General features: G+C 59.1%; 22 protein-coding genes and 1 pseudogene. 5 read left to right on the top strand and 18 right to left on the bottom strand.

Translation table 11 applies throughout. The annotated features are described in order from the left end of the window. The first annotated feature begins 109 nt into the window (after positions 1–109). The gene (gene ytvI / locus Q0K09_RS01390; protein ID WP_294471980.1) at positions 110–1,237 is read left to right on the top strand and encodes a sporulation integral membrane protein YtvI; all 1,128 of its coding nucleotides are present in this window, start codon (positions 110–112) and stop codon (positions 1,235–1,237) included. Between the two features lie 153 nt (positions 1,238–1,390). Next, positions 1,391–2,728 (top strand): trypsin-like peptidase domain-containing protein, encoded by a 1,338-nt coding sequence (locus Q0K09_RS01385; RefSeq protein WP_294471975.1) that lies wholly within the window; start codon positions 1,391–1,393, stop codon positions 2,726–2,728. A 197-nt stretch (positions 2,729–2,925) separates the two neighbouring features. Here Q0K09_RS01385 and Q0K09_RS01380 read toward each other — a convergent pair whose 3' ends face one another. From Q0K09_RS01380 to Q0K09_RS01360, 5 genes are all read right to left on the bottom strand, one after another. Beyond that, on the bottom strand, positions 2,926–5,172 hold the full coding sequence (locus Q0K09_RS01380) for an N-6 DNA methylase (protein ID WP_294471971.1): 2,247 nt from the start codon (positions 5,170–5,172) through the stop codon (positions 2,926–2,928). Between the two features lie 523 nt (positions 5,173–5,695). Further along, on the bottom strand, positions 5,696–6,625 hold the full coding sequence (locus Q0K09_RS01375; protein ID WP_294472001.1) for a transposase: 930 nt from the start codon (positions 6,623–6,625) through the stop codon (positions 5,696–5,698). A 336-nt stretch (positions 6,626–6,961) separates the two neighbouring features. Further along, positions 6,962–7,462 carry a hypothetical protein gene (locus Q0K09_RS01370; RefSeq protein ID WP_294471968.1) on the bottom strand — a complete coding sequence of 167 codons (501 nt, stop codon included), beginning with the start codon at positions 7,460–7,462 and terminating at the stop codon, positions 6,962–6,964. Positions 7,463–7,922: 460 nt separating this feature from the next. After that, positions 7,923–8,159 carry a flavin reductase gene (locus tag Q0K09_RS01365; protein WP_294471965.1) on the bottom strand — a complete coding sequence of 79 codons (237 nt, stop codon included), beginning with the start codon at positions 8,157–8,159 and terminating at the stop codon, positions 7,923–7,925. A 180-nt stretch (positions 8,160–8,339) separates the two neighbouring features. Beyond that, on the bottom strand, positions 8,340–8,477 hold the full coding sequence (locus Q0K09_RS01360) for a hypothetical protein (protein ID WP_294472003.1): 138 nt from the start codon (positions 8,475–8,477) through the stop codon (positions 8,340–8,342). On the opposite strand from Q0K09_RS01360, the pseudogene Q0K09_RS01355 reads away from it, so the two are divergent. Further along, positions 8,433–8,757: pseudogene (locus tag Q0K09_RS01355) on the top strand (winged helix-turn-helix transcriptional regulator). The gene Q0K09_RS01360 and the pseudogene Q0K09_RS01355 sit on opposite strands and share 45 nt — an antisense overlap. Positions 8,758–8,827: 70 nt before the next feature. Here Q0K09_RS01355 and lexA read toward each other — a convergent pair. Beyond that, the gene (gene lexA, locus Q0K09_RS01350) at positions 8,828–9,436 is read right to left on the bottom strand and encodes a transcriptional repressor LexA (protein WP_294471960.1); all 609 of its coding nucleotides are present in this window, start codon (positions 9,434–9,436) and stop codon (positions 8,828–8,830) included. Positions 9,437–10,011: 575 nt separating this feature from the next. Between lexA and Q0K09_RS01345 the strand changes: the two genes are divergently transcribed. Beyond that, complete coding sequence (locus Q0K09_RS01345) at positions 10,012–13,443, top strand: M20/M25/M40 family metallo-hydrolase (RefSeq protein WP_294471958.1); 3,432 nt, start codon at positions 10,012–10,014, stop codon at positions 13,441–13,443. A gap of 243 nt (positions 13,444–13,686) precedes the next feature. Here the strand turns inward: Q0K09_RS01345 and Q0K09_RS01340 are convergent, their stop codons facing one another. The 12 genes from Q0K09_RS01340 to dnaN form a co-directional block, all read right to left on the bottom strand. Further along, positions 13,687–13,986, bottom strand: coding sequence for a DUF1294 domain-containing protein (locus Q0K09_RS01340; RefSeq protein WP_294471955.1), 300 nt, complete (start codon positions 13,984–13,986; stop codon positions 13,687–13,689). After that, entirely contained in the window at positions 13,983–14,624 is a 642-nt protein-coding gene (locus tag Q0K09_RS01335) for a hypothetical protein (RefSeq protein ID WP_294471952.1), read from the bottom strand. Before Q0K09_RS01335 ends, Q0K09_RS01340 begins: the two co-directional genes overlap by 4 nt. A gap of 680 nt (positions 14,625–15,304) precedes the next feature. Beyond that, complete coding sequence (rnhA, locus tag Q0K09_RS01330) at positions 15,305–15,745, bottom strand: ribonuclease HI (RefSeq protein ID WP_294471949.1); 441 nt, start codon at positions 15,743–15,745, stop codon at positions 15,305–15,307. A 23-nt stretch (positions 15,746–15,768) separates the two neighbouring features. Then, complete coding sequence (locus Q0K09_RS01325; protein WP_294471947.1) at positions 15,769–16,164, bottom strand: hypothetical protein; 396 nt, start codon at positions 16,162–16,164, stop codon at positions 15,769–15,771. 19 nt (positions 16,165–16,183) lie between these two features. Continuing rightward, positions 16,184–16,552 carry an SHOCT domain-containing protein gene (locus tag Q0K09_RS01320; RefSeq protein WP_294471943.1) on the bottom strand — a complete coding sequence of 123 codons (369 nt, stop codon included), beginning with the start codon at positions 16,550–16,552 and terminating at the stop codon, positions 16,184–16,186. After that, positions 16,549–19,074: a DNA gyrase subunit A gene (gyrA, locus tag Q0K09_RS01315; protein WP_294471940.1), complete on the bottom strand. Its 2,526-nt coding sequence runs from the start codon at positions 19,072–19,074 to the stop codon at positions 16,549–16,551. Before gyrA ends, Q0K09_RS01320 begins: the two co-directional genes overlap by 4 nt. Positions 19,075–19,451: 377 nt before the next feature. Further along, a complete protein-coding gene (gyrB, locus tag Q0K09_RS01310; RefSeq protein ID WP_294471938.1) occupies positions 19,452–21,410 on the bottom strand; it encodes a DNA topoisomerase (ATP-hydrolyzing) subunit B in 1,959 nt (652 codons plus the stop codon). Positions 21,411–21,519: 109 nt separating this feature from the next. Beyond that, on the bottom strand, positions 21,520–21,783 hold the full coding sequence (gene remB, locus Q0K09_RS01305) for an extracellular matrix regulator RemB (protein ID WP_294471935.1): 264 nt from the start codon (positions 21,781–21,783) through the stop codon (positions 21,520–21,522). A gap of 88 nt (positions 21,784–21,871) precedes the next feature. Continuing rightward, complete coding sequence (gene recF / locus Q0K09_RS01300; protein ID WP_294471930.1) at positions 21,872–22,975, bottom strand: DNA replication/repair protein RecF; 1,104 nt, start codon at positions 22,973–22,975, stop codon at positions 21,872–21,874. Beyond that, complete coding sequence (locus Q0K09_RS01295; RefSeq protein WP_294471925.1) at positions 22,972–23,184, bottom strand: RNA-binding S4 domain-containing protein; 213 nt, start codon at positions 23,182–23,184, stop codon at positions 22,972–22,974. The genes recF and Q0K09_RS01295 overlap by 4 nt, the downstream gene beginning before the upstream one ends. A gap of 24 nt (positions 23,185–23,208) precedes the next feature. Next, positions 23,209–23,631: a thioesterase family protein gene (locus Q0K09_RS01290; protein WP_294471922.1), complete on the bottom strand. Its 423-nt coding sequence runs from the start codon at positions 23,629–23,631 to the stop codon at positions 23,209–23,211. A gap of 14 nt (positions 23,632–23,645) precedes the next feature. After that, positions 23,646–24,758 (bottom strand): DNA polymerase III subunit beta, encoded by a 1,113-nt coding sequence (dnaN, locus tag Q0K09_RS01285; RefSeq protein WP_294471920.1) that lies wholly within the window; start codon positions 24,756–24,758, stop codon positions 23,646–23,648. Between the two features lie 89 nt (positions 24,759–24,847). On the opposite strand from dnaN, the gene Q0K09_RS01280 reads away from it, so the two are divergent. Beyond that, entirely contained in the window at positions 24,848–25,093 is a 246-nt protein-coding gene (locus tag Q0K09_RS01280; RefSeq protein ID WP_294471917.1) for a hypothetical protein, read from the top strand. Positions 25,094–25,159: the final 66 nt, after the last annotated feature.

The raw sequence follows: 25,159 nt of genomic DNA, 5'->3' as shown, positions 1-25,159 counted from the left end.
GGTGGAAAACCTGCTATAATGGGCTGGATCCTCAGACCATACCCATCGAAAGGATGTGCCAAAGGTGGAACAAGGAGAATTATCCTGGCGGGACCGGGGAAGGCTGTGGATGCGCATAGGCATCCGCCTGGTGCTTGCCGTGCTCATCGTGCTGTTTTTCCGCTATCTTGTCCCTCCGCTGCTGAGCCTCTTCATGCCCTTTGTCCTGGCCCTGGTGGTGTCCTGGCTGCTCAACCCCCTGGTGCGGCTGCTCCAGAAACGGCTGGGGCTCCCCCGGGGCTTTCTCTCCCTGCTGCTCATTCTGCTGGCCTTCGCCGCCGTGGGTGGCATCTTTTTCGCCCTGAGCCAAAGCCTCTTTACGGAGATCAGCTCCCTGCTGAACAACTGGGAGGTGATCTGGCACTCCCTTCAGAGCGCCGTCACCGCCGTGGGGGCCTGGCTGGATCAGGTGCTGGCCTACCTCCCGGAGGAAATTACCACCTATGTGGACGGAATTCTGGAGCGCCTCTGGGAGGCGGTGAGCGCCTGGGCGGGAGACGCCATGCCCATCCTGGGCAACTGGGCCGGTAACTTCGCCATGAGCATCCCCTCCTTTGTGGTGGCCCTCATCGTCTTTATTCTGGGCACCTATTTCATCACTGCGGACTACCCCCACTACCGCTTCCTCCTCACCGACCGGCTCCCTCAGGGGGCCCGGAACTTCTTTTCCCATGTCAGGAACACCGCCCTGGGGGCCTTTGCCGGCTATGTCCGGGCGGAAATCCTCATCTCCATTGTGGTCTTCTTCATCCTTCTGGTGGGCTTTTTCCTCCTGGGTCAGCCCTACGCTGTGCTGCTGGCCCTGGCCCTGGCGGTGCTGGACTTCATCCCCATCATCGGCTCAGGCACCATCATGGTACCCTGGGCGGTGGTGGACCTCATCACCGGGAACTGGTTCCACGCCCTGGGGCTCATGGCGGTGTGGGGGGTGGTCTGCGTCTTCCGCCGGGTGGCCGAGCCCAAGTTCGTGGGCAGCCAGACGGGACTCTCCCCCATTCTCTCCCTCATCAGCATGTATGTGGGGATGCAGCTGGGAGGCGTGCTGGGCATGATCCTGGGGCCCATCCTCTGCCTGGTGGTGTGGAATGTCTGCCGTTCGGGCATCTTCCACGGCCTGGCCGCCGATTTGAGCCTGGCCGTCCGGGATACCGCCGCCCTGCTGGCGGACCGTCCGGACCAGACCCCGCCGGAGGACTGAGTCCGCTGGTGCGCAGAAAATTCTTCTGTTCAAAAAATATCCGAGGTTCGTTTAAAAATCCTTTCGTCTTTCTTCATGAAATCGTCATAAATATCCGGTATCCTGTTCATGAAAACAAAAAAGGATACATTCCCGCGTAAAGGAGCGATTTTGATGTATTACAGCAACGACAGCAGAGGCCATGAGCCCTGGGAGAACCCCATCGAGACCACCGGCCGTCCCGTGGACGATCCGCCCCGGCGGCAGAAGAAGGGCGGCGGCGCCAAGGTGGCCGCCCTGTGCCTGGTGTGCGCCCTGGTGGGCGGCATGGTGGGGGGCGGCGGCGTGGCCATCGCCACCGGCGCTCTGGACCGCGGAAGCACCACCATCTACGAGGGAACCCGGACCCCCACCACCGTCAGCGTGGCCAACATCACCGGCAGTGAACTGCTCACCGCCCCGGAGATCTACGCCGCCTATGTGGGTTCCACCGTGGGCATCACCACCGAAATCGTCACCACCAACGGCTGGGGCCAGCCCGTCTCCTCCGCCGCCGCCGGCTCTGGCTTTGTCATCACCCAGGACGGCTACATCCTCACCAACTACCACGTCATTGAGGACGCCAACAGCATCCAGGTTGCCTTTGTGGACGGCACCACCTATGACGCCGAGCTGGTGGGCGGCGAGGAGGAAAACGACATCGCCGTGCTGAAAATCAACGCCACCGGTCTCACCCCCGTCATCATCGGGGACTCCGATAATGTCCGGGTGGGCGAGCAGGTGGTGGCCATCGGCAACCCCCTGGGTGAGCTGACCTACTCCATGACTCAGGGCATTATCTCCGCCCGGGACCGCTCCATCACCATGGAAAACGGCGAGGTCATGAACATGCTCCAGACCGACACGGCCATCAACTCCGGCAACTCCGGCGGGCCCCTCTTTGATATGTACGGCCAGGTCATCGGCATTACCTCGGCCAAGCTCTCCGGCAGCAGCTCCAGCTCCGCCACCATCGAGGGCCTGGGCTTCGCCATCCCCATCAATGACGTCAAGGACATGGTGGCCGACATCATGGAAAACGGCTATGTCACCGGCAAGCCCTACCTGGGCATCACCGTGAGCACCGTGCCCCAGACGGTGGCGGAGCGCTACGGCATCAGCCAGGGGGCTCTGGTAGAGAGCGTGGACCCCGCCTCCTGCGCCGCCGCCGCCGGCCTCCAGGAGGGGGATATCATCACCGCCCTGAACGGCACCACAGTGGTCTCCTCCGCCGAGCTCATTGAGCAGAAGAAAAATTATCAGGCCGGCGACACCGTCACCATGGAGGTGGAGCGGGACGGGGCCTCCCTGACCCTGACCCTCACCTTTGACGAGGACACCCCAGAGCGCCGGGCCGCTCAGGAGGAGGTCCTGGAACAGCAGCAGCAGGAGACTCAGCAGCAGGAGCAGCAGAACAGCGGCGGATACGACTTCTTCTGGCCCTTTGGCGACCTCTCCCCCTGGTTCTATTGATCGGATAGGGCAAACAGGCTCTATGGATGAAAAGCCCCCCGGCGGTGCCGCAATGTCATTAAATTAGCCCCGCGCGGGGCATGAAAAAAACGCCCCGGTCACGTCCAATTTGGAAGTGACCGGGGCGTTTTTTTGCTATCTAACAGGCGTTTCTATTCAGAGGAAATTGAAAATAAATGCAATCCAGACGATAAGGCTCAATCAGACAAAGCGGCTATATCCTGTGATAGTTGTTCCTGTGCCTTTTTGTATTTCTCTTGAAGTGTCAAAAAGTCTTTCAACTTCGTTTTTACAAAGGCTTGTTGCTCCTTATATGGGATATAGTCAATATAATAATCCTTGAACATATCTGGTGATATGGTCAGCTTTGATGTTCCATCGGCTAAGTCAGAAACAATTTGTTTTCTTATTGAAGCAAAATAACAATTATAAAATTTTAGGTCAATCGGGTACTTGGGATCATGTTTACTTGTCAAGACAAGACATAGATTGCTCGCAATAAATTTTCCATTGACATAGTGGCTACGCCCTAAAGAACCCGACGCACTAACTGCATATACAATCGCCTCTGTATCAAGCGCATATTCTGTATGCGTTTTCCATTCTTCGCCTGCTGTTACAAAAGGATAATCACCTTCTACGTTGCTTTCGCTTGCAAGCGTCCCTTTAGTTATATGGAATAATGTGCTGACTTTTACCATTTCATAGTTGCTATTACGGCGCTTTTGCACACCTGCACAGTTTAGGACACCATCTTTATATATTTTTTTCTTCTGACATACTCCAGGTATGTCTTTTGAATTGGAAATGGCATCAAAAATTGTATCTTCGATTTCTGGCCATGTTCCATTTTTGTCAATCCGACCTTTATGTTGAATGCTTACAAAGCCATCATCATCCAGATTATAAAACAGAACATCATCGGATTGAATATGCGGAGTTTTTGTAAAACCAAAAATTGATGTATTCACAGTCCGCTTTTGTTCCGAAAATAGCTTGTTTGGCATTTTGATGACATACTCCAGCTTTGCTATCGACAAAACTTTTTCTGTCAATCCCCCTTGATTATGGGTTAAGGTAGGTGTAGGCATAATAATTACAAGTTTTCCACCAGGCTCAAGGTAATTCAAAGCTTGAATTGTAAATTTGATGGGATTGTTGTTTTCATACGGCGGATTAATAATAACCCTTGTCGGCTTCATTCCTCGTATATATTCAAGAAGTTCTTTATCGCTATTGTTGACAATACCGCCCTGCGTTTCATCAAGTAGACTGCTTCTATATAATAAATTAGTTCTACCATCGCCATGTAGAAACATATTAGAACACGCAAGGGCAAAAAGGACAGAGTCGATCTCAAACCCAATAAGCTGCTTCTCTTTAATTTTTGTAATTGTCTCCTGATTTCCTTTTGCAAGGGCAATCATTGTTTCCATAGCTTCCATAAGGAACCCACCAGAGCCTGCACAAGTATCTAACACTACATCATCAACTGACAGGCGCGCTAAACGAACCATAAGTTCCTTGATATGGTCAGGTGTCAGAATGATATTTTTATTATCTACTTTCCCAGCACGGGACAGAAAAATTTTATATGCACGCCCTAAAATATCCTGCTTTTCTTCGTTCTGAAAGGGATAGAATATCTTCTCTTCGATAATTTCTATGATTTTCTTGTATTCATCAAGTGCATAGTCAATATTCTTGATAAATGAGAACTTGTCGCGCCAACTAAACTCTTTAGATAGACTATTGATTTTGCTCTCAAGTTCAGTTGTTATTGCTTCAAGGATAGCTTTATTGAGATTATGTGCTTCGAGCACAGTTGCTTTTGTTGTAGCAACCTCTTGTTTAGATGGGGCCTGAATACTCTTGTATGTGCTTCTGAAATTGTTGTTTTTTAAGGCAATCATCAGTCCGGAAAAGAATAAGCTGCGGTCAGTATCACGAACCTTGTTATTGTCATTAAAACGTTTGTTTAAGTCCTTTAATACGGTTATAAGGGCTTCAGTTGTGACACTTTCACCATATTTTATTTTACCATACTGCTTTTTGATTGCAGAAATGGAAAGCAGAGTGTTTTCTTGTGGGAATGTCTTTATTTCAGTCATTCCTGCAAGCTTCAAATAGTAGGTCACAAGAATATCATCCTGCGACTGTCCAGATACACTAATCCCAATAATATCCTTGTGTATCTTATTGTTTATCATATAATATTGTACTTCCTCTTGCGCTGCCGCATGATTTGTTGCCTTTGCTTCAACTACAATACAATAATCACCACAGTCACAGAAAAAATCGGGATAGCCACTATAAGACGTACCCTTTTTTGATGTAAAGCCATAGGCCGACGGAATAGCAGACTTCTCTATAAATGTATCCGCACCGTAAAACTCACGGAAAAGATTTTCAGTCACGGTTTCGCTAACTTTCTTACGTGCCATTATCAGTTACCACCTTTCTCTGCGCCGTCGTCGATTTTTACTATACCATACTGTGTGAAAAAGATAAAGACGCTATTTTTTCGCCCGGTTGCGATACTTGTTGTGCTTTTTCCTCTTGTATCACTCTTTTAGAATTTTGGGGAATTTTTGATACATTCCAAAGGCTTGTTGATTTCTAAATTTAATGGGGCGGTTTGTGGTGATAATCACCAAAAAAGCGGGGTGGTGCATTTCAAGCAAACCGAAAACAGCTTTGTTTTTTACTCGCTGACCGGACTTGTGAGAACTTAAAATGTCAGAAAATTTCTTGATTTCTCTCCTTTTTGACAGACGTTCCTTGAAGATGTTGATATTTTTTGCAAGCCTGTCAGGGGTGTCAATAACTTTTGCCCGTTAAATTATCCTGCACTCCTTTTTTTGAAAAATCGGCCCTTTCAAGGCTGATTTCGGGCTTTTTAAAAAAAACATACGAACAGGGGGCGGTGGAATAGACCGCCGCCCCCCGTTTTTTGAAATTTGCCTTTTATGCCGCAACGCGGTAGGTGAACCATCCAAATCCTTTTGCCCGGAGTTTTCGCTCATCCTGCCGTCCGGGGCGGAGAGGAATGGTGTGGCGGGATATTTCCCGCATGATTTGTTCCCCGGTCATAGTCGGGTCATTAAGAAATTCCTTGCAGAGCGTCACCGCCATCTTGAAGTTGACGGCGTAAGCATATATGCCGTTCTTCGGCTGCCGGACAACAACCTCATTGACAATACGGCTGGTAAAGTTGAACGCTATCATGGCCGCATATATCTCCTGCTCTACGAAAGCGTCCCGCTTCCCGTGAAGGTTGACAAGTCCCACGCTGTACTTGGTATCCCTGAAGCAACTCTCCACCCGCCATCTACTTCTATATATTTCCTTTAGGTCGTCAATCGTAAAGGAACGCGGAAGAGAGGTCGCCAGTGTTTCAAAACTGCCCGTTTCAAGCTGGAAGCGGACGATACGGAAGCGCATGGGGTAGGGGCTGGGGAAGTCCCACCGGGCGCGGCGGGTGGTGGAACCGGGCTTACTCTTTTTGGGGACAGGCAAGTAAATGTGCCGGTTGCGCTTGTCCTCGTTTGTCTGTGTGGTGGAGATGGTAAAACCGATGTCGCAGTCCAATTCCACCATCGGCAAGCGGGCAATTTCCCGCATGGCAGAATGGTTCTGCTTCACCCGAATGACAAAATCGACATTGGGAGTGTTCATCAGGTGCGCTATGACATTGTAGCTCTCATATCCACGGTCAAGAACGATAATCGTCTTACGGTCAAAGGTGTTGCGCTGGAGCATTTGAACCAGTGCGCCCGGCTCGTCTTTCTGGGGGGTGGGCTGGATAACAGCGTCAAAGAAAGTGCGCTCGTAGAGGTCGAAAAGCGGGTTGAGGTGTAGTTGGTTATAACCGTCTGGGGCGCTCTGTTGTTGCAGACATAGCTGGGGGCATTGGGGTTACGCGCCATATTGATAGCCGTCCCATCCCCGGCGAGGACGCGGTAGCCTTTATAGCCGCTCTGGGGCCGTCCATACACGCTTGAGGCGTTGAAGCGCGTAAAGACTTCCCGGAACACTTCGGGCGGGATCTGTGCGCGGCGCTGTGTGATAGCCGCAGGGGTCGCGTCGATCTTAGCGCGGTGAAGCTCCTTTGCCAGCGAGCCGCCCTCTGCCGCGATAAGGAAACGAATTAAAGCGGCGGGCGGTAGCTTCTGGCTCCGGGCCGCATGGCCCAGGGAGAGGCAAAGGGCCTCTCCCTGCTGGGTCGCGCGGTCAAGGCTCCTCCGTAACGCTTCGGCGAGTGACCGCATAGCTGTTGCCCTCCCCTCCGTCGGTGTCCGCGAAATGGGAGGCGGCGAGGGCTTTCAACATCTCCGCAGTGTCCGCGCGCATGGCGTCCATACAGTGGTCGATGTACCGCTCGATTTCGAAGGAATATGTTTCGATAGGCGCAGGCTCCGGGTCTACTTCTGCCGCTGTCTCCATCGGAAACACGGCACGTGTCAGTGTTGCAGTGTGGGTACTGGCTTCAGCGCGGACTTCAACATCGAGCGTGGAGACAGCACCTCCGCCGTTACGATTAGTAAGGACGAATAACATCGCCTCGTAGACAGCACTCGAAACGGCGTGTGCAACGTGATAGGACGCCTCTGCGCTGTCGGCGTTGATGTTGTCGGCTTCGATATTGACCCACACCTTGCGATAAAACGGGTCGTAGGTGTTGACCATCAGCCAAATAGTAACTAAAATGCTCAGAGTGTGACGATTTCTCATTGTTTTTACTCCTTTTATGACGCAGGCTCCAACTCTTGATATTCCGACTTGCTTGCGCTCGCCTGCCACGCAACGCGGATATCACCGAAAAATACAGAAAAAACCGCGCACGACAAACAGACCACCTTTCGGCGGATAAGTCTGTTGTCGTGCACGTTTGTCAGTCACTCATCAATATGACGGCAAGCCGAACACATTTCTTAAAAACAATAAAAATTCTGAAACTCTCTGTATGTGTCACATTACGGGAAGCCCTGGGCTACTATGGCCAACTTCCAGATTCATTGTATTCCGTTTTGTATTCGTTGTCAATATATTTCGGCCATTATTATACACAGCGCAATTTTAATGATTTGCAGTTATAATAAGAAGACAATTAAATGAGCGGAGGGCTGTTCCTCCGCTCATTTAATGACATTGGGCGCCGCCGGGGGGGCTTTTTATGGGGCGGTATATGCGGTTATTTCGCCGGCCGGAGCTGGGCGCCCTTGCCGGTGTCCCGACCCGTGGTGCTGCCGCAGCCCATGACGGCCTCGACAATGGCCGTGCCGGGGATGGTGAGAACGACCTTTTTATTGCCCCGTACCAGCTCCCCGCTGTAGGAGGTCTTGGCCATGGCGTAGGCAGTCATGTTGGGGTGATAGGAGAGGTAGATCCACCAGGAGACCGTGGCCAGGTTGGTGGAGCCGTCTGGCATCTAGGGCTTGTTTGAAAATTGGCGATGTGTCCAGCAGCGAGGGATTTTGAGCCGCTGGCAAGCAATTTTTTCGCAGGAATCCTGGCGGATTTCAAGGAAAAATTGCGCCGTCCAGGGGGCAAAAGACCCGCTGATTGGGTATGTTGACATTTTTCAAACAAGCCCTAGGTTGGTGTCAGATTACGCAATGGAGTTTCCCATATCGTAGGCCTTCCGGATCTCTGGCTCGCCGTTGCCTCCGGCCAGCACATGGCCCAGGTTCTTCCAGCGCAGGTGCTCCATCAGAGGGAGCATCTGAACGCCACCGGGTTCAGCCATACCCTGTCTCTCATCAACGAAAAGTACAAGATGACCGTGCTCTACACCCTGGCCCGCTTCGGGGCGGTCCGCTTCAACAAGATAAAGCGGTATATCAGAAAGATCTTCTACAAGACCCTCAGCGCCACCCTCAAGGAGCTGGGGGGCCGACCAGCTGGTCCACCGGGAGGAGTACCCCCAGATTCCCCCCAAGGTGGAGTACAGCCAGACGGAGCGGGGGCAGTCCCTGATCCCCATTCTGGACGAGATGTGCGGCTGGGGGGAGCAAAACCGGCTGTAGGGCAGAGAAAGGGCCCGGACCCGCGCAATGCGCGGTCCGGGCCGTCGTTTTGTCACGATGGGTTCCGGCGTCAGGAATACTGGCGGACCACCGCCACCACCTTTCCCAGCAGCCGGGCGCAGTCTCCGTTGATGGGCTGGAACTCCGGGTTCTCCGGCAGGAGCCAGATGTGGCCGTCCTTTCTCCGGAGGGTCTTCACCGTGGCCTCGTCCTCGAAGAGGGCCACTACAATGTCTCCGTTGATAAAACTCTCCTGCTGATGGACCACCACCAGGTCCCCGGGCAGAATCCCCGCCCCCAGCATGGACTCCCCCCGGACCCGCAGGGCGAAATACTCCCCCTGCCGGTTCCCGGTGTCGAAGGTCAGGTAGTCCTCGATGTGCTCCTCTGCCAGAATGGGGGCCCCGGCAGCCACGTCTCCCAAGATGGGTACCCGGTCCCGGGGGAGCGCCTCCTCCCAGAGGAAGTCATCGGCCACAGTGATGGCCCGAGTCTTCCCAGGGGCCTTGATGATGAGGCCCGCCGCCTCCAGTCCCTTGAGGTGGAAGTGAACGGTGGAGGGAGAGTGGAGGCCCAAATGCTCCGCGATCTCCCGCACCGAGGGGGGATAGCCGCAGTCCCGCTGGAAGGAGACGATATAGTCCAGAATCACCCGCTGTTTTTCGGTCAGCTCCCGCATGGCGGCCACCTCCCCTGCTTTTTTGTATCTTATCATACCGTAAACAAAAAGTCAAACCGTCGTACCGCCCTGGCGGTGTCAAGATGTTGCAGGAAAAAAGAGCGAGCAATTAGGGCTTGTTTGAAAATTGGCGATGTGTCCAGCGGCGATGGATTTTGACCGCCCCTCTGCTGGTTGTCACTTTACCACAAATGAGCCGCCAACCGACATCATGTCATGCGTACTGAACAAAGCCGTAAGCCTTGAAAGCGAAAGCGCTTAAGGCCCATTGGATTTGTTCAAGTGCAAGGGTTTTGAACTGAAACCGCCCAAAACTCTTGCACTTCCTGCGGCGGCATATCCATGCCGCCGCGTGAGGACCCATTGCATCAATGATTGAATGCTTCCCACAACCGCCGATTTCGGCGGCTGTGGAAAGAATTGCGCGGCTGTATGCGCTCCGGTCAAAGACGGGGAAAACTTTTCCCCCCATGCGCCGTCTATAGGAAAAGCCTTGTTGATACCGGCCCCCCGCGCCGCGGTTCCAACAGGGCCGGCAAATCCACGCTGACATTGTAAGAGGATGAGGTGGCTTGATGAAACGAATCTCTGCTTTCCTGCTTGGCCTGGCCCTGTTGGTTCTCCCCTCTTCCGCCACGCCGTCAGACCCCTGGCCCGCCTGGGCGGAGGAGGCCCTGTCCTGGGGACGGGAACAGGCTGTCAGCCAGGAATTCCTGGCCGCGCCGAGTACAATCGTGACCCGGGGCATGGCGGCCCAGCTGCTCTATGAAGCGGCGGGACGTCCCCCGGTCTCAGAAGTCTGCCCCTTCTCTGACGTGTCCGGCGTCTATGCCGGCGCGGTGACCTGGGCGGCAGAACAGGGCTATCTCACCGGCGTGGGGAACGGAACCTATGAGCCCTCCCGCTCCGTCACCCGCCAGGAGTTCGCCGCCATTCTCTGGCGGCGGGCGGGGTCTCCCGGCGCGGCTGTACAGAACATCAGCCAATTTCAGGACGTGGACGCTGTGGAGGCCTGGGCCAGAACCGCCGTGCTTTGGAGCCTCCAGGCGGGCGTGATGGGCGGTCGGGGTTCCGGGGTCCTGGCGCCCAACGGCGGCATCCCGGTGGCGGAGGCCCTGGTGATGCTGGAGCGGGCCGCTTCCCTCTCGGATCTCACCGGCCTGGGGGCGGATTTAGCGGCCCTCACCGCCTCCCCCCGGCCCATCGGCTCCCAGGGAGAGGCGGACGCCGCCCAATACCTAAAGGAGCGGCTGGAGGGAATGGGGTACGCAGTCACCCTCCAGCCCTGTACCGACAGCCAGGGCCGGACCGGAAGCAATGTGATTGCGGTGAAGGCTGCCCCCTCCCCCGACGCGGATATTTTGATCCTGTCCGCCCACCACGACAGCGTGCCCACCGCCTACGGGGCCAATGATAACGCCTCCGGCACGGCGGCTCTGCTCTACGCGGCGGAGGCGCTGAAGGATGTGGAGAGCGATACGGAGCTCCGTTTCATCAGCTTCACCGACGAGGAGAACGGCAAAAACGGATCCCGGGCCTATACCGACTCCCTGACGGAGGAGGAGACGGGGCGGATGATCGGGGCCATCCAGTTTGATATGCTGGGCGGCCTGGGCGCCAGCGGGACGCTGGTGTGCACCATGGACGGCGAGGCCAACTGGGTCAGCGATCTGCTCCAGGAGAAGGACCCGAGTCTGGAGCGGCGGGCGGAGACCGCCAGCGACCACGCCTCCCTCCAGCTGGCCGGCATCCCCTCCGTCCTGCTGATGCAGGATGGTCAGGGCTATCTGTACCACTCGGCGGCGGACACCGCGGATCAGCTGGACCAGTACGCCATCGCCTCGGCGGCGGAGACCGCCCTGGCGGCGGCGCGGGAGATCTGCGCCCCTGAGACCGCCTCCTACCGGGAGCTGGCCCGGGCCCAGGGGGAGGGCTATACCTACCGCCAGACCCCGCAGAACGTGATCTATTTCAGCAGCTCCCGGGCCGAGACCGAGGCCTACATCGGCGCGGCGGGGGAGCTGACGGACACCTGGGAGGTCTCCTGGAACGAGTGGACGGATGTATATGAAACCTACCGCTACTCCATGCGCTGGTTCGACGGCCAGACGCCCATGAATACCTACTACCAGTACCGCAACGGCTTCCTGGATCGCATCGAGATCCGCCCGGAGGAGACGGGCTGCACAGAGGCGGAGGTGCGGGCCCTGATTGCGGCCATGTACGGCGCCCCCACTGCGGAGGAGGACGGGCAGACCAGCTGGGCCGACCCGGTCTACAGCAAATACATCACCCTCTCCACCGGCGAGGTGGGCTGCCTGGTCACGGTAGGCAATTACTCTGTGGGCCTCACCAACGTGCTCGCCTCCTACCCGGTGAGCGGCGGACAGGCCAGCGTCACAGACCCGGAGGATCAGCTTGTATGGGACTATCTGTGCGCCATCCTCCCCCAGGAGGCCCGGCAGAAAATCGCGGAATTCAACCTGTTTACCGATGGGACCAGCAATGTACTGGCCTACACCTCCCCCATGGAGGCCGACGGCGTCACGGACAACACCCGGTTCTCCCTCAGCATCGACTACTACGACGTATATGACGAGAACGGGGAGAAGCGGGACTGGAGCAAGCTGACCTACACCATCCTCCACGAGTACGGACACGTCCTGCTGGAGGACGAGACCCAGGTGGATCTGACTGTGGGCAGCAGCACCCACGATCCGGCCGGCTTTGTTGCTGGCTCCTTCCGCAAGGCGTTTTATGACGCCTTTTGGGCCTCTCTGGGGGACACCGGCGTGGACGACTACGACCAGAACCCCACCCGCTATGTCAGCCGCTACGGGGCCAACTACTTCCATGAGGACATTGCCGACACCTTTGCCGTTTTTGTCCTGGGCGGTGAGCCACAGGGAAACACGGTGGCGGAGGAAAAGCTGCGCTTTTTCTGGGCTGACCCGGATATGACGGCGCTGCGGACCGTCATCCGGCAGAACCTGGGGCTGGCCTGGCAGGAGGAGGCCGGCCCAGTCTCCCCCACCCAGCCGGAGACCCCCGCTGTCTCCAGCCTGGAGGAACTTCAGGAAGCGCTGACCCAGGCCATCGCGGCGGTGGTGCAGCCCCCCGCCTTCGATGTGTCCGGCCTGGCGGTGGAGGACTTGCCCACTGCCGTCAAGAATCTCTACTACGGGATTTTGTCGGACCATCCGGCGTACAAGTATGCCTATGATCTGACCGCAGAGATTGGCGCAGATGGGCTGCTGCAATGCACCATATCCTATATGCCCTACCGCACCGGCGATTACCCAGACGGATTTCAGGGGGCGGAAGCCGCCTCTCTGGCCGGCCTGCTGCAAATCGCCCAGGAGGGGCTGGACCAGGAGAGCATCCCCATCCGCCTGACCGATCCCAGCCTGGCGGTGGACGATATGAACCGGGCCCTCCAACAGGTGGGCGGGGGCTACCTGCTCTGCCAGCTCAACCGGGACGGGACTGCCATCACCGTCACGCCCCAGGGCGGCCTGACCCGGGAAGCGGCCCTGGCGCGTCTGGCGGAGATTCAGACCCTGGCGGAGCGGATTTATGGTCAAACCGTCACCGCGGATATGTCCCAGGCGGAGCAGGCGGAGGCCCTGTATACCCATCTGACGGAGCATGTGCGCTACGACTTCCGCTATTACGGCACGCCCGGCGAGATGCCCTATGATTCCACAACCGCCTACGGGGCGCTCCACGATCAACTGGCCATCTGCGGCGGGTACGCCCAGGCCTTCCAATCCCTCTTGGCCCAGGCGGGCATCCCCTGTGTCACCGTCAGCGGCAAGATGGGCGGAGAGAACCATATGTGGGATTTGGCTCGCATCGACGGCCAGTGGCTCTATTTCGACCCCACCAGCGACCGGGGCCGGGCCGCGTATGGCTTCTATTTCTGCGGTGTGGGGGCGGATACTTTGGAGCGCTATGAATGGGATCACAAGGGGGCCATGCAGATGGCTGAGGCCCTGTTCCCGTAATGGACGGCCAGCAGCGCGCTTCCGGCGCCTGTGCCGGATCCACAGCCAGAAAGGAGCCGCCGCCCCTGTCCCGCCGGCGGAGCGCGGCTTTCCACACCTGTTGATAACTTTGTTGACAATGTGAATAACTTTTTAGAGGGGCTGAAACCGGCCCCTCTTTTCTCAAGTGCGGCCCCCTCCCCAAAGGGCCCGCCCTCCATCAAAAAAGGACGCCGCCGGCGTCCTTTTTTGATTCCATCGGGGCTACAGGCGGCTCCACAGGGGGGCCAGCCACACCAGCAGCGCCAAGTCCAGGAGGGCCAGCAGGGGGAAGCCGTACCGAAAATACCAGTGCCGGGTTTTGTGGCGGAAGCAGCGCATCCCCAGAAAGCCTCCCGGGCCGCCCCCCAGCAGGGCAAAGGCCCACAGGATCCGCTCGGGGATGCGCCAGTCATCCCGGCGGGCCTTTCCCTTATCCAGGCCCATGAGGGCGAAGTCAATGACGCTGGCGAAGATGACCCACAGGGCCAGGACGCTCCAGTGGGCGGAGAGAAAAGCCCTCATGGGGTCTCCCCCACGCTCACCAGGCCGCCCCCCAGCTTGGTGGTCTGGAACCAGAGCCGGAAGTCGGCGGTAAGCTCCTTCCCGCTGTCCAAAAAGGTGCACAGCAGGGCGCCGTCGGAGCGCTCCTCCAGGGCAATGATGGTGACCCAGTGCCAGTTGTCCAGGTGCTCCACTTCCCCGCGGTGGAGGTTCATCCAGGCCACCGGGGCGTCGGTAGAGAGGGCGGAGCGCAGAAAGGCGGCGCACTGGTCCGCCGTGGGCCGGGCCAGCTTGAAGCGGGGGATATCCAGCTCCCGCAGGGGGAGCTCCACCCCCTTGGCCGACCCAAAGGTGTGAAAGCCCTTAGCGAAGAGGCGGGGGCGGTTGACCCCGCGCTTGCCGGGGGTGACGTACTGCCAGAGCTCCCCCATCAGGGCGGTGAAATCGGCCTTCGCCTGGCTCCCGGACGGATAGAGGGCGGCACAGGACGGGCGGGTCTGGGCCAGGTAGCTTGCCATCACCGAGGCGGCGGTGGGGCCGCAACCCGCCTTTTGCTTCCACTCGTCGGCGTACCAGAGCTGATCCGCCCCCTGCCAGGTCTTCTTTCCCTCGGTAATGGTGAGCAGCTCCGGGCGGCTCAGGCCATAGAAGTGTTCCAAGGCGGGCTTTTTTTCCCTATTTTTTGTCTGTGTTTTTTGCTTCCGGCCACAGGTGTGTTCCAATGCAAGTCCCTCCTGGGTTCTGTTTTTCCCTATTTTCATGCGTAAAGAACAAAGCCGAAAGCCAGGGCTTCAAGGCCCATTGGCTTTGTTCAAGTGCAGGTATTTTGGGCTCTTTCAGCCCAAAATACCTGCACTTCCTGCGGCGGCATATCCATTCCGCCGCAGAAGGACGCATTGCAGGAATGGCTGACTTTTACCCACAATCGCCAATTTCGGCGGTTGTGGGAAGAATTGCGCGGCTGTGCCGCACGAATCAACCGCCTTGCGGCTGATTCAGCAGACATTATTTTACCCTATGGGCGCGGGAAAGGCAAGAGGGGCGGACAGTCCACATTTTCTTTCCTTCCCCCACGCGCCCAGCTGCGCTGGCCGCGCGGGGACCCCCTTGGATTGGGTCAAGGGCCTTTTACCCCTTGTACTTTCTGCTCTCCATCACCGCCAGCTCGTCACAGCGGTTGTTATACGGATTCTCCGCATGGCCCGCGTCGTCGCAAAGTCCGCTTGCCTCCGTTTCCGCCTTCCGGCGAAAACTTCGGCCGCTCCCTTGCTCCTCCTTCCCCCACGCGCCCAGCTGCGCTGGCCGCGCGGGGACCCCCTTGGATTGGGTCAAGGGCCTTTTACCCCCTGTACTTTCTGCTCTCCATCACCGCCAGCTCGTCACAGCGGTTGTTATACGGATTCTCCGCATGGCCCTTGACCCAGTGGAGGCGGACCTGGTGGTATTCGCACAGCTCCAGAAGCCGGGCCCAGAGATCCGGGTTCAGGGCGGGCTTTTTGTCGCTCTTCACCCAGCCCCGGGCCCGCCAGCCCTTGGCCCAGCCCTTCTGAAGGGCGTCAATGACATACTTGGAGTCCGACCAGAGCTCCACCACACAGGGCTCCTTCAGGGCCTCCAGGGCGGTGATGACCCCGGTGAGCTCCATGCGGTTGTTGGTGGTGTGGGCCTCTCCCCCGGAGAGCTCCTTCCGGTGTTCCCCGTACATCAGGATGGCCCCCCACCCACCGGGCCCCGGATTGCCCGAGCACGCCCCGTCCGTATAGATCGTAACCTGCTTCATCGCTTCTCCTTCCCGCGCAGCTGTCATGAGTCCTCCCGGTGGAGCCAGTCCCAGCACAGGACAAAGCCGCCGCAAAACAGAAGGAGGATGGATACGGTCAGCTCAAAGGACTGCCAGCCGCTCATCGGCCCTCCAGATCTCAGCATTGCTGCCAGGAAGGAGACCAGAGGCGGAAGAGCAGCCGCCAGAGCCAGAAGACAGGCAAAGCCCCGCAGCTTCCGCTTCTTGCCCACATCGGCCTCCAGACACTGCCCGGCGGCCAGCACCCCGGACGGCAGCAGAAGGATTCCGGACCAAAAGGTGGAACAGGCCCAGAAGGGGACTCCGTCCCCCGCGAAAAAAGGGCTGATCAGCAGGAACAGAGACCCAATCAGGGGAAACCAGCGCGGCCGCACATAGAGTACACCAAAGAACTTCATGCTCATTCTCCTTCCGATTCTACAGATCCTCCAAAATCTCCTTCCGCTTGGCCTCGAACTCCTCCTGGGTGATAAGACCCTGGCCGTAGAGGGCCTGGAGCTCCCGCAGGCGCTCCTGGGTATTCCGCGCCGCCGGGCCCGCTTGGGGTCCCGAACCATCCCCCGGCTCCTCCTCAATGTGGATTTCAGGTCCGGCATAGCCCTTGCCGAAGGCCTGATAGAAATTCATGCCGGTAATCCCCACGGCCATGAGGGTCCACAGAAGGCCGAAGGGTCCAAAGGTGGGAATGACCATAAAGAGGCCGATGAACACAAAGATGATTCCCACCACGCCGCCGAAGATGGCCTGGCTCTTGCTGGGGCGGTAGGTGACCCGCCTCCGTCTCACGGCTGCTCATCCTCCTCCCCGCTCTCTTCGGACTCCGCCGGGTTTTCCGTCTCCTCCTCGTGCTCCGTGCGGGCGATGGAGATGACCTTGACCCCCTCCTGGAGCCGCATGAGGATGACGCCCTGGGCGAAGCGGCTGTAAATGTTGATATCCTTCACGCTCATGCGGATGATGACGCCATCGTCGGAGATGATGAAGATGTCATCGTTCTCATCCACCACCTTAACCCCGGCAATGGGCCCGGTCTTGTCAGTGACCTGGTACCCCTTGAGGCCGTAGCCCCCCCGGTTCTGGGGTCCGTCGGCCCGGAAGTACTCGTCCATGCCGGTGCGCTTACCATAGCCGTTCTCTGTAACCATGAGAACCTGGTGGTCGTGCTTGGCCCGGGCGGCCCCGATGACATAGTCCCCCTCCCGAAGCCGGATGCCCCGGACACCGGCGGCGTCCCGGCCCATGCACCGCACATCGGTCTCCCGGAAGCTGATGGACATGCCGTCGTGGGTGACGATGAGAATGGCCTGCTCCCCGTCGGTCTCCCGGACGCAGATGAGCTCGTCCCCCTCTTCCAGGGTGATGCAGCGGATACCCGCCTTCCGGGCGGTGTGGATGGCCGAGAGCTGGATGCGCTTTACCGTACCGTTCCGGGTGACCATCACCAGGAAGCGGTCCTCCGCGTACTCCCGCAGGTGGATCATGGCAGTGACCTTCTCCCCCGGCTCCACCGGCAGGAGGTTGACGATGTTTGTGCCCTTGGCCGTCCGCCCCGCCTCGGGAATCTGGTAGCCCTTCTTCCGGTGGACCCGGCCCCGGTTGGTGAAGAATAGGATATAGTCGTGGGTGGAGGCGGTAAAGACGGTCTCCACACAGTCGGCCTCCTTGAGGGTCTGAGCGCTGACGCCCTTGCCCCCCCGCTTCTGGGCCCGGTAGGCCGAGGCCGGGGTCCGTTTGAGGTAGCCCGCCTGGGTGAGGGTGAAGACGCACTCCTCCTCCTCGATGAGGTCCTCAATGTCCAACTCGTCCTCCACGTCCTGGATTTCGGTGCGGCGCCCGTCGCCGTACTTGTCCCGGATGGCGGTGAGCTCCTCCTTGAGCACGCCCTTGAGCATCTCCTCATCGGAGAGGAGCTTTTGGAAGTAGGCAATGCGCTCCTCAAGCTCCTTGTACTCGGCCTCCAGCTTCTCCCGGTTGAGGCCCTGGAGGGCGATAAGCCGCATGTCGCAGATGGCCTGGGCCTGGACGTCATCCAGGGCAAAGCGCTCCATGAGCCGCTCCTTGGCGTTGTCGTAGCTCTCCCGGATAATTTTGATGACCTCGTCGATGTGGTCCTGTGCAATGAGCAGACCCTCCAGCAGGTGGGCCCGCTCCTGGGCCTTCCGCAGGTCGTACCGGGTCCGCCGGATGAGGACTTCCTCCTGGAAGGCGATATACTCGTCCAGGATATGCCGCAGGGAGAGGATTTTGGGCTGGGACTGGTTGTTCACCAGGGCCAGCATATTGATGGCGAAAGTGGTCTGGAGCTGGGTCTGGGCGAAGAGCCGGTTGAGCACCACCTGGGGGTTGGCGTCCTTCTTGAGCTCGATGACGATGCGCATACCGTTGCGGTCGGTCTCGTCCCGGATGTCGGAGATGCCCTCCAGGCGCTTGTCCTCCACCTGCTCGGCCATGCTCTTAATGAGCATCCGCTTGTTGACCTGATAGGGCAGTTCTGTGACAATGATGCGGATGCGGTCCTTGCCGAACTCCTCGAACTCGGTGCGGGCGCGGACCATCAGGCGGCCCCGGCCGGTGGCGTAGGCCGCCCGGATGCCGGAGCGGCCCATGATGATGCCCCGGGTGGGGAAATCAGGCCCCTTGATGTGCTCCATCAGGTCGGCCAGGGTGGCCTCCGGGTCGTCCAGAACGCAGATGACGGCGTCGATGACCTCTCGCAGGTTGTGGGGCGGGATGTTGGTGGCCATACCCACGGCGATGCCGGACGATCCGTTCACCAGCAGGTTGGGGAACCGGGAGGGCAGGACCCGGGGCTCCTTCCGGGACTCGTCGAAGTTGGGGTCCCAGTCCACAGTCTCCTTGTCGATATCTCGGAGCATTTCCTCGGAAATTTTGGACAGCCGGGCCTCGGTGTAACGGTAGGCGGCCGGGGGGTCGCCGTCCACGGAGCCGAAGTTGCCGTGGCCCTCCACCAGCATGTAGCGCATGGAGAAGTCCTGAGCCAGCCGCACCAGGGCGTCATAGACGCTCTGATCCCCGTGGGGATGGTACCGGCCCAGCACGTCGCCCACGCAGGTGGCCGACTTCTTGAAGGGCTTGTCGTGGGTGAGATTGTCCTCATACATGGCGTAGAGGATGCGCCGGTGGACGGGCTTAAGCCCGTCCCGGACGTCGGGCAGGGCCCGGCCCACGATGACGCTCATGGCGTACTCGATATAGGACTTCTCCATCTCCGGCACCAGGGGCGACGAGACGATGACCTGGTTGGGATAGCGAATTTCTTCAGGATCATACTGCGGTTTTTTGCTCACTTATTGTTCCTCCTCAGTTGAGGTTCTTCTTCCTGGGGTCCTCTTTTTGTATTTCACTTGGGCGCAGACACCACTGTCGGGAGTTGCGGTCCCCCGCCGGTGGGCAAGGTTCTCCCAACACCGCAAAACTTGCGCCGTGCACTCTGCTCGGGGAGAAGGACCGCCAGGCGGCGGTTGGATAGAACACAAACCCATCCTTATTGCACAAACTCAGGCCGTAACGGCCGGAAGGGGTCCCCGCACTCATACGAAAGCCGCTGGCCGCCGTATACGCCTATAAGCCTCCCGAAAACCGGACCCCCTTTTTCTTTGGAGTCAAGACCCGTTTTTTCCGCAGAAAAAGAAATGGACCTTGCCCCCGCCGGGCAGGCGCGCCCTTAATAGTCCAGGTTCACGGCGTATTTGGCGTTCTTCTCGATGAACTCCTTCCGGGGCTCCACCTTCTCCCCCATGAGAACGGTGAAGGTCTCGTCGGCCAGGACGGCGTCGTCCAGCTCGATGCGCTTGAGGGTCCGCTTTTCCGGGTCCATGGTGGTCTCCCAGAGCTCATGGGGGTCCATTTCACCCAGGCCCTTGTACCGGGAGATGTCCACCTTGGCGTTGGGGTTGTCTCCCCGGAGCTCGGCGGAGACTTTATCCCGCTCCTCGTCGGAGAAGGCCACCCGGGTGGTCTTGCCCCGGGTGAGCTTGTAGAGGGGGGGCACGGCGGCGTAGACATAGCCCTGCTCAATGAGGGGCCGCATGAAGCGGAAGAAGAAGGTCAGAAGCAGCGTGCGGATGTGTGCTCCGTCCACGTCGGCGTCGGCCATGATGATGACCTTGTGGTAGCGGAGCTTGGCGGCGTCGAACTCGTCGCCGATGCCGGCTCCCAGGGCGGTGATGACGGGCTGGAGCTTGTCGTTGCCGTAGACCTTGTCGGCCCGGGCCTTCTCCACGTTGAGCATCTTACCCCACAGGGGGAGGATGGCCTGGAAGCGGGAATCCCGGCCCTGGGTGGCCGAGCCGCCGGCGGAGTCGCCCTCGACGATATAGAGCTCGGTGAGCTCTGGGTTGTTCTCGTTGCAGTCCCGGAGCTTGTCAGGCATGGCCGCCCCACCCAGGGCGGTTTTGCGCCGGATGGACTCCCGGGCCTTTCGGGCTGCCTCCCGGGCCCGGGAGGCGGTGAGGGCCTTGTCCAGAATGGCCTTGCCCACCGCCGGGTTCTCCTCCAAAAACTCCTCCAGCTTCTCGGAGACCACGGCGCTCACCAGGGTCCGCACCTCGGAGTTGCCCAGCTTGGCCTTGGTCTGGCCCTCGAACTGGGGCTCCTCAATGCGCACCGAGATGACGCAGGTAAGCCCCTCCCGATAGTCCTCCCCCTTGATCTCGTCGCCGTCCTTGAGGAGGTTCATCTTCTTGCCGTAGGCGTTGAGAGTGGTGGTGAGGGCCTGCTTGAAACCGGTCTCGTGCATCCCCCCCTCGGGGGTGTGAACGTTGTTGGCGAAGGAGAGGATGGTCTCGCTGTAGCTGTCGGTGTACTGGAAGGCCAGCTCAGCCATAGAGGCGTCCTTCCGGCCCTCCATGTAGATGACCTCTTGGTGGATGGGCGTCTTGGAGCGGTTGAGCCAGGTGACAAACTCCCGGATGCCCCCTTCGTAGCACATGTCGTCGTGCTGCTCCTGCCCCGGCCGCTGGTCAATGGTGTGAATGCGCAGCCCGGCGTTGAGGAAGGCCTCCTCCCGCATCCGGGTGTGGAGGATTTCGTAGTCGTAGATAGTAGTCTCGGTGAACATCTCCGGGTCTGGCTTGAAGGTGACTACAGTGCCGTGCTGGCCGGTCTTCCCCACCACAGTCATGGGCTGGGTGACCTTGCCCCGGGCGAACTTCATCTCGTAGATGCTCCCGTCCTTGTGGACCTGGACCTCCAGCCATTCGGAGAGGGCGTTGACCACGCTGGCCCCTACGCCGTGGAGGCCGCCGGAGACCTTGTAGCCCCCGCCGCCGAACTTGCCACCGGCATGGAGGATGGTAAAGACCACCTCCAGGGCAGGAAGGCCGGTCTGAGGCTGGATATCCACGGGGATACCCCGGCCGTTGTCGGTGACGGTGATGACGTCCCCTTCCTTGATGACGACGCTGATCTCGTCACAGTAGCCGGCCATGGCCTCGTCAATGGCGTTGTCCACGATCTCGTAGACCAGATGGTGGAGGCCGGAGGAGGAGGTGGAGCCGATATACATGCCCGGCCGCTTTCGGACGGCCTCCAGCCCCTCCAGCACCTGGATTTCGGATCCGCCGTACTCGTGGTCCACCTGCTCCATCCGGGTGAGCTCGCCGCTTTGCAATTCTTCTGACATATCAAAACCTCCTGGGTCTCTGGGCAGAGCGCATAAATGCGCCCCCCACCCTTGGAAACAGGGGTAGGGAGTGGATTTATCCGCTCCGCCGTCTCTGTATGGATTGGATTTACTCAAAGGTTCCGCCCTCCACCCGGCCCCGGAGGGTGGCGGCGGAGAGCTGGGAGAGATAGACCACGGCGGGCCCCTCTCTGGCCCGGCACAGGGCAAAGGATTTGGGCAGATCCCCGGAAATATCCACCACCCGCCCATCCCGCTCCGCCCGAGCCAGAAAGTCCCGGGTCAGCCGGGAAGAGGTGGTATTGTCCATCTCGAAGATACCGATGATGTCCCGAAAGGGCACCACCACCGATTGTCCCAAATGCAGATACATGGCTGTTTTGTTCCTTTCTGTCCTCTTTGGGAGGGGACCCCTCCCACCGTGGACCGGATAGAATCCGGCCGGACGGCCCCCCGGCGGGTCAAACCAGTCTTCCACCCTGGATGTGGAAGACGGCCCCCTCCTCCAGCCCGGAGAGCCGGTCCTCCTCACAGCAGGTGATGAAGACCTGCCCCCCGCCGATGCGGTTGAGCACGAAGGCCTGCCGCCGGTGGTCCAGCTCACTGAGCACATCATCCAGCAGGAGGACGGGCCACTCCCCGGTGTCCTGGTAGAAGATTTCCCGGCAGCCCAGCTTTAGGGAGAGGGCGGCGGTGCGGGTCTGTCCCTGGGAGGCGTAGGTCTTGGCCTCCATACCGTCCAGATCCACCACCAGATCATCCTTGTGGGGCCCGGTAAGGCACTGCCGGGTCTCCAGCTCGGCCTGGCGGTGGGTCCGCTGGTGCTCCAAGATCCGGGGCAGAAGCTCCCGGACCGGGGCCTCCGGATCAGAAATGGTGCTCACAGTGGCGTAATGGAGCCCCAGGGCCTCCCGCCCCCCGGAGAAGTCGGCGTGGATGGGGGGAGCCGCCTCCCGGAGCCGCCGGATGAAGTGGGCCCGATAGTGGATGAGCACGGCCCCTGCCCGGGCCATGGCCAGGGAGAACTCGTCCAGGGTCTCCAGAAGGGAGGGCTTCTCCTGCCAGTCCCGAAGAATACGGGTCTTGTGCTCATAGAGCCGCCGGTACTCGGCCAGGGCGGCGGCATACCTGGGCCGGAGCTGGCAGATGCACCCGTCCAGAAACCGCCGCCGCTCCGCCGCCCCCGCCCGGATGAGGGAGAGGTCCTCGGGACAGAAGAGCACGGTGGTCAGGATTCCGGAGAGCTCCCCCGCCGAACGGAGCCGCACCCCGTTGGAAAAGAGCTGCCGCCGCTGGCCCCGGCGCAGCCGGGTCTCCAGGGTGAAGTCCCGGTTCCGGGACAGCAGCCCCGCCCGAATCAGTGCGGCCTCCTCCCCCATCTGAATGAGCTCCCGGTCATACCGGGCCCGGTGGGAGGAGGCGGTGGAGAGATAGGCTACCGCCTCCAGCAGGTTGGTCTTTCCCTGGGCGTTCTCCCCATAGATGACGTTGACCCCGGGGGAGAAGCCGGCCTCCAGAGCCCCGTAGTTGCGAAAGTGCTCCAGAGCGATGGATCGGATAATCATTCCACCACCAGCCGCACCCCATGGAGCTCCACCTGGTCGCCGGGACGAAGCTTTTTGCCCCGCATGGTGCAGACCGCCCCGTTAACCTTCACCGCCCCGGCCTGGATGGCCTCCTTGGCCTCCCCACCGGTCTCTGTGAACCCGGCGAATTTCAGCAGGGCGTCCAGCTTGATAAATTCAGTGGTGATGGCTACCCTCTGTTCCTCCATTCCCTCTCCTCCTCTCTCCAAGGGTCACCCCTCCTTGCACTGGGCAAAGAGCTGGTAGAGCTCCGGGATGGCCCGTTTGAGGGCCACGGGCTTTTGCTGCCGTATATCGAAGAAGAAGTGCCCAGTGGAACCCTCAGCCTTCAGCTCCCCTGTCTTGGCGTCGGTGATCCGGTAGCCCACCTCCATCTTGGCTGGGGTCAGCCGGATGAGGGAGGGTTGAATGGCCACGGTATCCCCGAAGCGGACCATCCCCCGGTGGCGGCAGCTCACTTCGGTGACGCCGAAGTCCAGCCCGGCGTCGTGGACCCGCCGGTAGGGCCAGCCTAGCTGGTCCATCATGTCGATGCGGGCCTCCTCCATCCAGTGGATGTAGTTGGCGTGGTAGATAATGCCCATGGCGTCGGTCTCATAGAACTGGGCAAAGCGCAGATAGGGTTTCAATTCCAAAAGGGGTCTCCTCCTTATTCTCCGGCCTTGAGCCGCACCGGCAGGACCATATAGAGGAAGTCCTCCTCTCCCTCTCCGGCGGGCAGGATGACGCAGGGGGCCACGCCGGAGCTGAGTTCCAGCCGTACCCGGCTGGCAGGAGCGGCCTTCAGAGCGTCCATGAGATAGCGGTTATTAAAGCCGATCTCCAGGCCCCCGCCGTCCCCGTCGATGGGGCACTGGTCAGAGGCGTCCCCGATGCCGGTCTTGGTGGTGATGTGGAGCACCTGGTCTCCGAAGACACAGCGTAGGGGGGACTTGAGCTTGTCGCTGATAATGAGGGAAACCCGGTCGATGGAGGTCAATAGGGTCTTGGTGTCCCCCTCTACCTGGATGGCGTTGTTCCGGGGAATGGCCTGGCGGTAGGCCAAAAACTCTCCCTCCAGCCGCCGGGAGATCAGCATCGTGTCTCCGATCTGGAACATGATGTGGCGCTCCCCCTGGGTAATGGCCGCGTCCTCCTGGCTGTCGCCGCAGATCTTCTCCACCTCATTGAGGGCGGCGCCTGGCACCACAAAGGAGAAGGCCCCTCCGTCCTTGGCGGTGACGGCCTCGTGCCGGAGGGCCAGGCGGTAGCCGTCCACGCTGACGACGGTGAGGCCGGTGTCGTCCAGCTCGAAGAGGGAGCCGGTGTGGATGGGCCGCGCCTCGTTGTCGCTGACGGCGAAGATGGTCTGGCGGATCATGGAGCCCAGTTTGTCCCGGGAAATATGGAATCCGTTTTTGTCTTCCACGGTGGGCAGGTCGGGAAAATCCTCTGGGTCAATGGCTAGGATATGGAAATGACTGGTTCCGCAGATGATATCTACCTGAAAGTCCTTTGCGGAGAAGGAGATGACGTCGTCGGGAAGCTTGCGGACGATTTCGCCGAAGAGCCGGGCGGAGAGCACCAGGCTTCCCTCCTCTTCAATCTGGGCGGGGACCATGGTACGGATGCCGGTCTCCAGGTTATAACCGGTGAGCCGTAGTTCATTCCCGGCTTCCAGGAGGATGCCCTCCAGAGCCGGGATGGAGCTTTTAGGGGAGACGGTCCGTGCGGTGACGGCGATGGCCGATTGCAGGATGGCCTTTTCACAGGAAAACTTCATGGCGGGGGTACCTTCCTTTCGTGTTCTGCCGCTCTCTTTGTGAGGAGAGGAGAGGATTTTTGTAGCAATAGTATCCGTAGGGGAAATGGATGTGGAAAACCGGCGAAAAGCGTTGGGGCTGCAAGAAAAATCTGTCCACAGGGGTTGTGGAGAAAATCAGGGTCTTTCCACATGGGGAAAAAACGGGAAAAGTTGTCCACAGGGAGTTTTCCACATTTCCACAAAATCCGGTGGAAAGGGATGAGTTTCATTTTCCGGATAAAATGGATATTCATTCGTATTTTTTGAATAAACAGAGTTCCTCCGGGGGCGTCTGCCCGGCGGGGGCCGTTTGACCGGATTCCATCTGGTTTGGAAGTCCGGCGTTCCGCCGGAAGGGACTTGCGGCTCCGTTGCGGGGC

This window comes from uncultured Intestinimonas sp. (assembly GCF_944387725.1).
Classification (GTDB): domain Bacteria; phylum Bacillota; class Clostridia; order Oscillospirales; family Oscillospiraceae; genus Intestinimonas.
Note: the sequence above shows the minus strand (reverse complement) of the source record. Positions and strands in the feature narration are given on the sequence as shown.

Excerpts from the sequence above, each read along its gene's own strand:
- ytvI (WP_294471980.1), top strand. The coding sequence starts at position 110 with ATGCGCATAGGCATCCGCCTGGTGCTTGCCGTGCTCATCGTGCTGTTT.
- Q0K09_RS01325 (WP_294471947.1), bottom strand. The coding sequence starts at position 16,164 with ATGAAGTTCTTTGGTGTACTCTATGTGCGGCCGCGCTGGTTTCCCCTG.
- recF (WP_294471930.1), bottom strand. The coding sequence starts at position 22,975 with ATGATTATCCGATCCATCGCTCTGGAGCACTTTCGCAACTACGGGGCT.
- dnaN (WP_294471920.1), bottom strand. The coding sequence starts at position 24,758 with ATGAAGTTTTCCTGTGAAAAGGCCATCCTGCAATCGGCCATCGCCGTC.
- Q0K09_RS01345 (WP_294471958.1), top strand. The coding sequence starts at position 10,012 with ATGAAACGAATCTCTGCTTTCCTGCTTGGCCTGGCCCTGTTGGTTCTC.
- Q0K09_RS01365 (WP_294471965.1), bottom strand. The coding sequence starts at position 8,159 with ATGCCAGACGGCTCCACCAACCTGGCCACGGTCTCCTGGTGGATCTAC.
- Q0K09_RS01295 (WP_294471925.1), bottom strand. The coding sequence starts at position 23,184 with ATGGAGGAACAGAGGGTAGCCATCACCACTGAATTTATCAAGCTGGAC.
- rnhA (WP_294471949.1), bottom strand. The coding sequence starts at position 15,745 with ATGAAGCAGGTTACGATCTATACGGACGGGGCGTGCTCGGGCAATCCG.
- lexA (WP_294471960.1), bottom strand. The coding sequence starts at position 9,436 with ATGCGGGAGCTGACCGAAAAACAGCGGGTGATTCTGGACTATATCGTC.
- Q0K09_RS01370 (WP_294471968.1), bottom strand. The coding sequence starts at position 7,462 with ATGAGAAATCGTCACACTCTGAGCATTTTAGTTACTATTTGGCTGATG.
- Q0K09_RS01385 (WP_294471975.1), top strand. The coding sequence starts at position 1,391 with ATGTATTACAGCAACGACAGCAGAGGCCATGAGCCCTGGGAGAACCCC.
- Q0K09_RS01340 (WP_294471955.1), bottom strand. The coding sequence starts at position 13,986 with ATGAGGGCTTTTCTCTCCGCCCACTGGAGCGTCCTGGCCCTGTGGGTC.
- Q0K09_RS01360 (WP_294472003.1), bottom strand. The coding sequence starts at position 8,477 with ATGGCTGAACCCGGTGGCGTTCAGATGCTCCCTCTGATGGAGCACCTG.
- remB (WP_294471935.1), bottom strand. The coding sequence starts at position 21,783 with ATGTATCTGCATTTGGGACAATCGGTGGTGGTGCCCTTTCGGGACATC.
- Q0K09_RS01380 (WP_294471971.1), bottom strand. The coding sequence starts at position 5,172 with ATGGCACGTAAGAAAGTTAGCGAAACCGTGACTGAAAATCTTTTCCGT.
- gyrB (WP_294471938.1), bottom strand. The coding sequence starts at position 21,410 with ATGTCAGAAGAATTGCAAAGCGGCGAGCTCACCCGGATGGAGCAGGTG.
- Q0K09_RS01280 (WP_294471917.1), top strand. The coding sequence starts at position 24,848 with ATGTGGAAAACCGGCGAAAAGCGTTGGGGCTGCAAGAAAAATCTGTCC.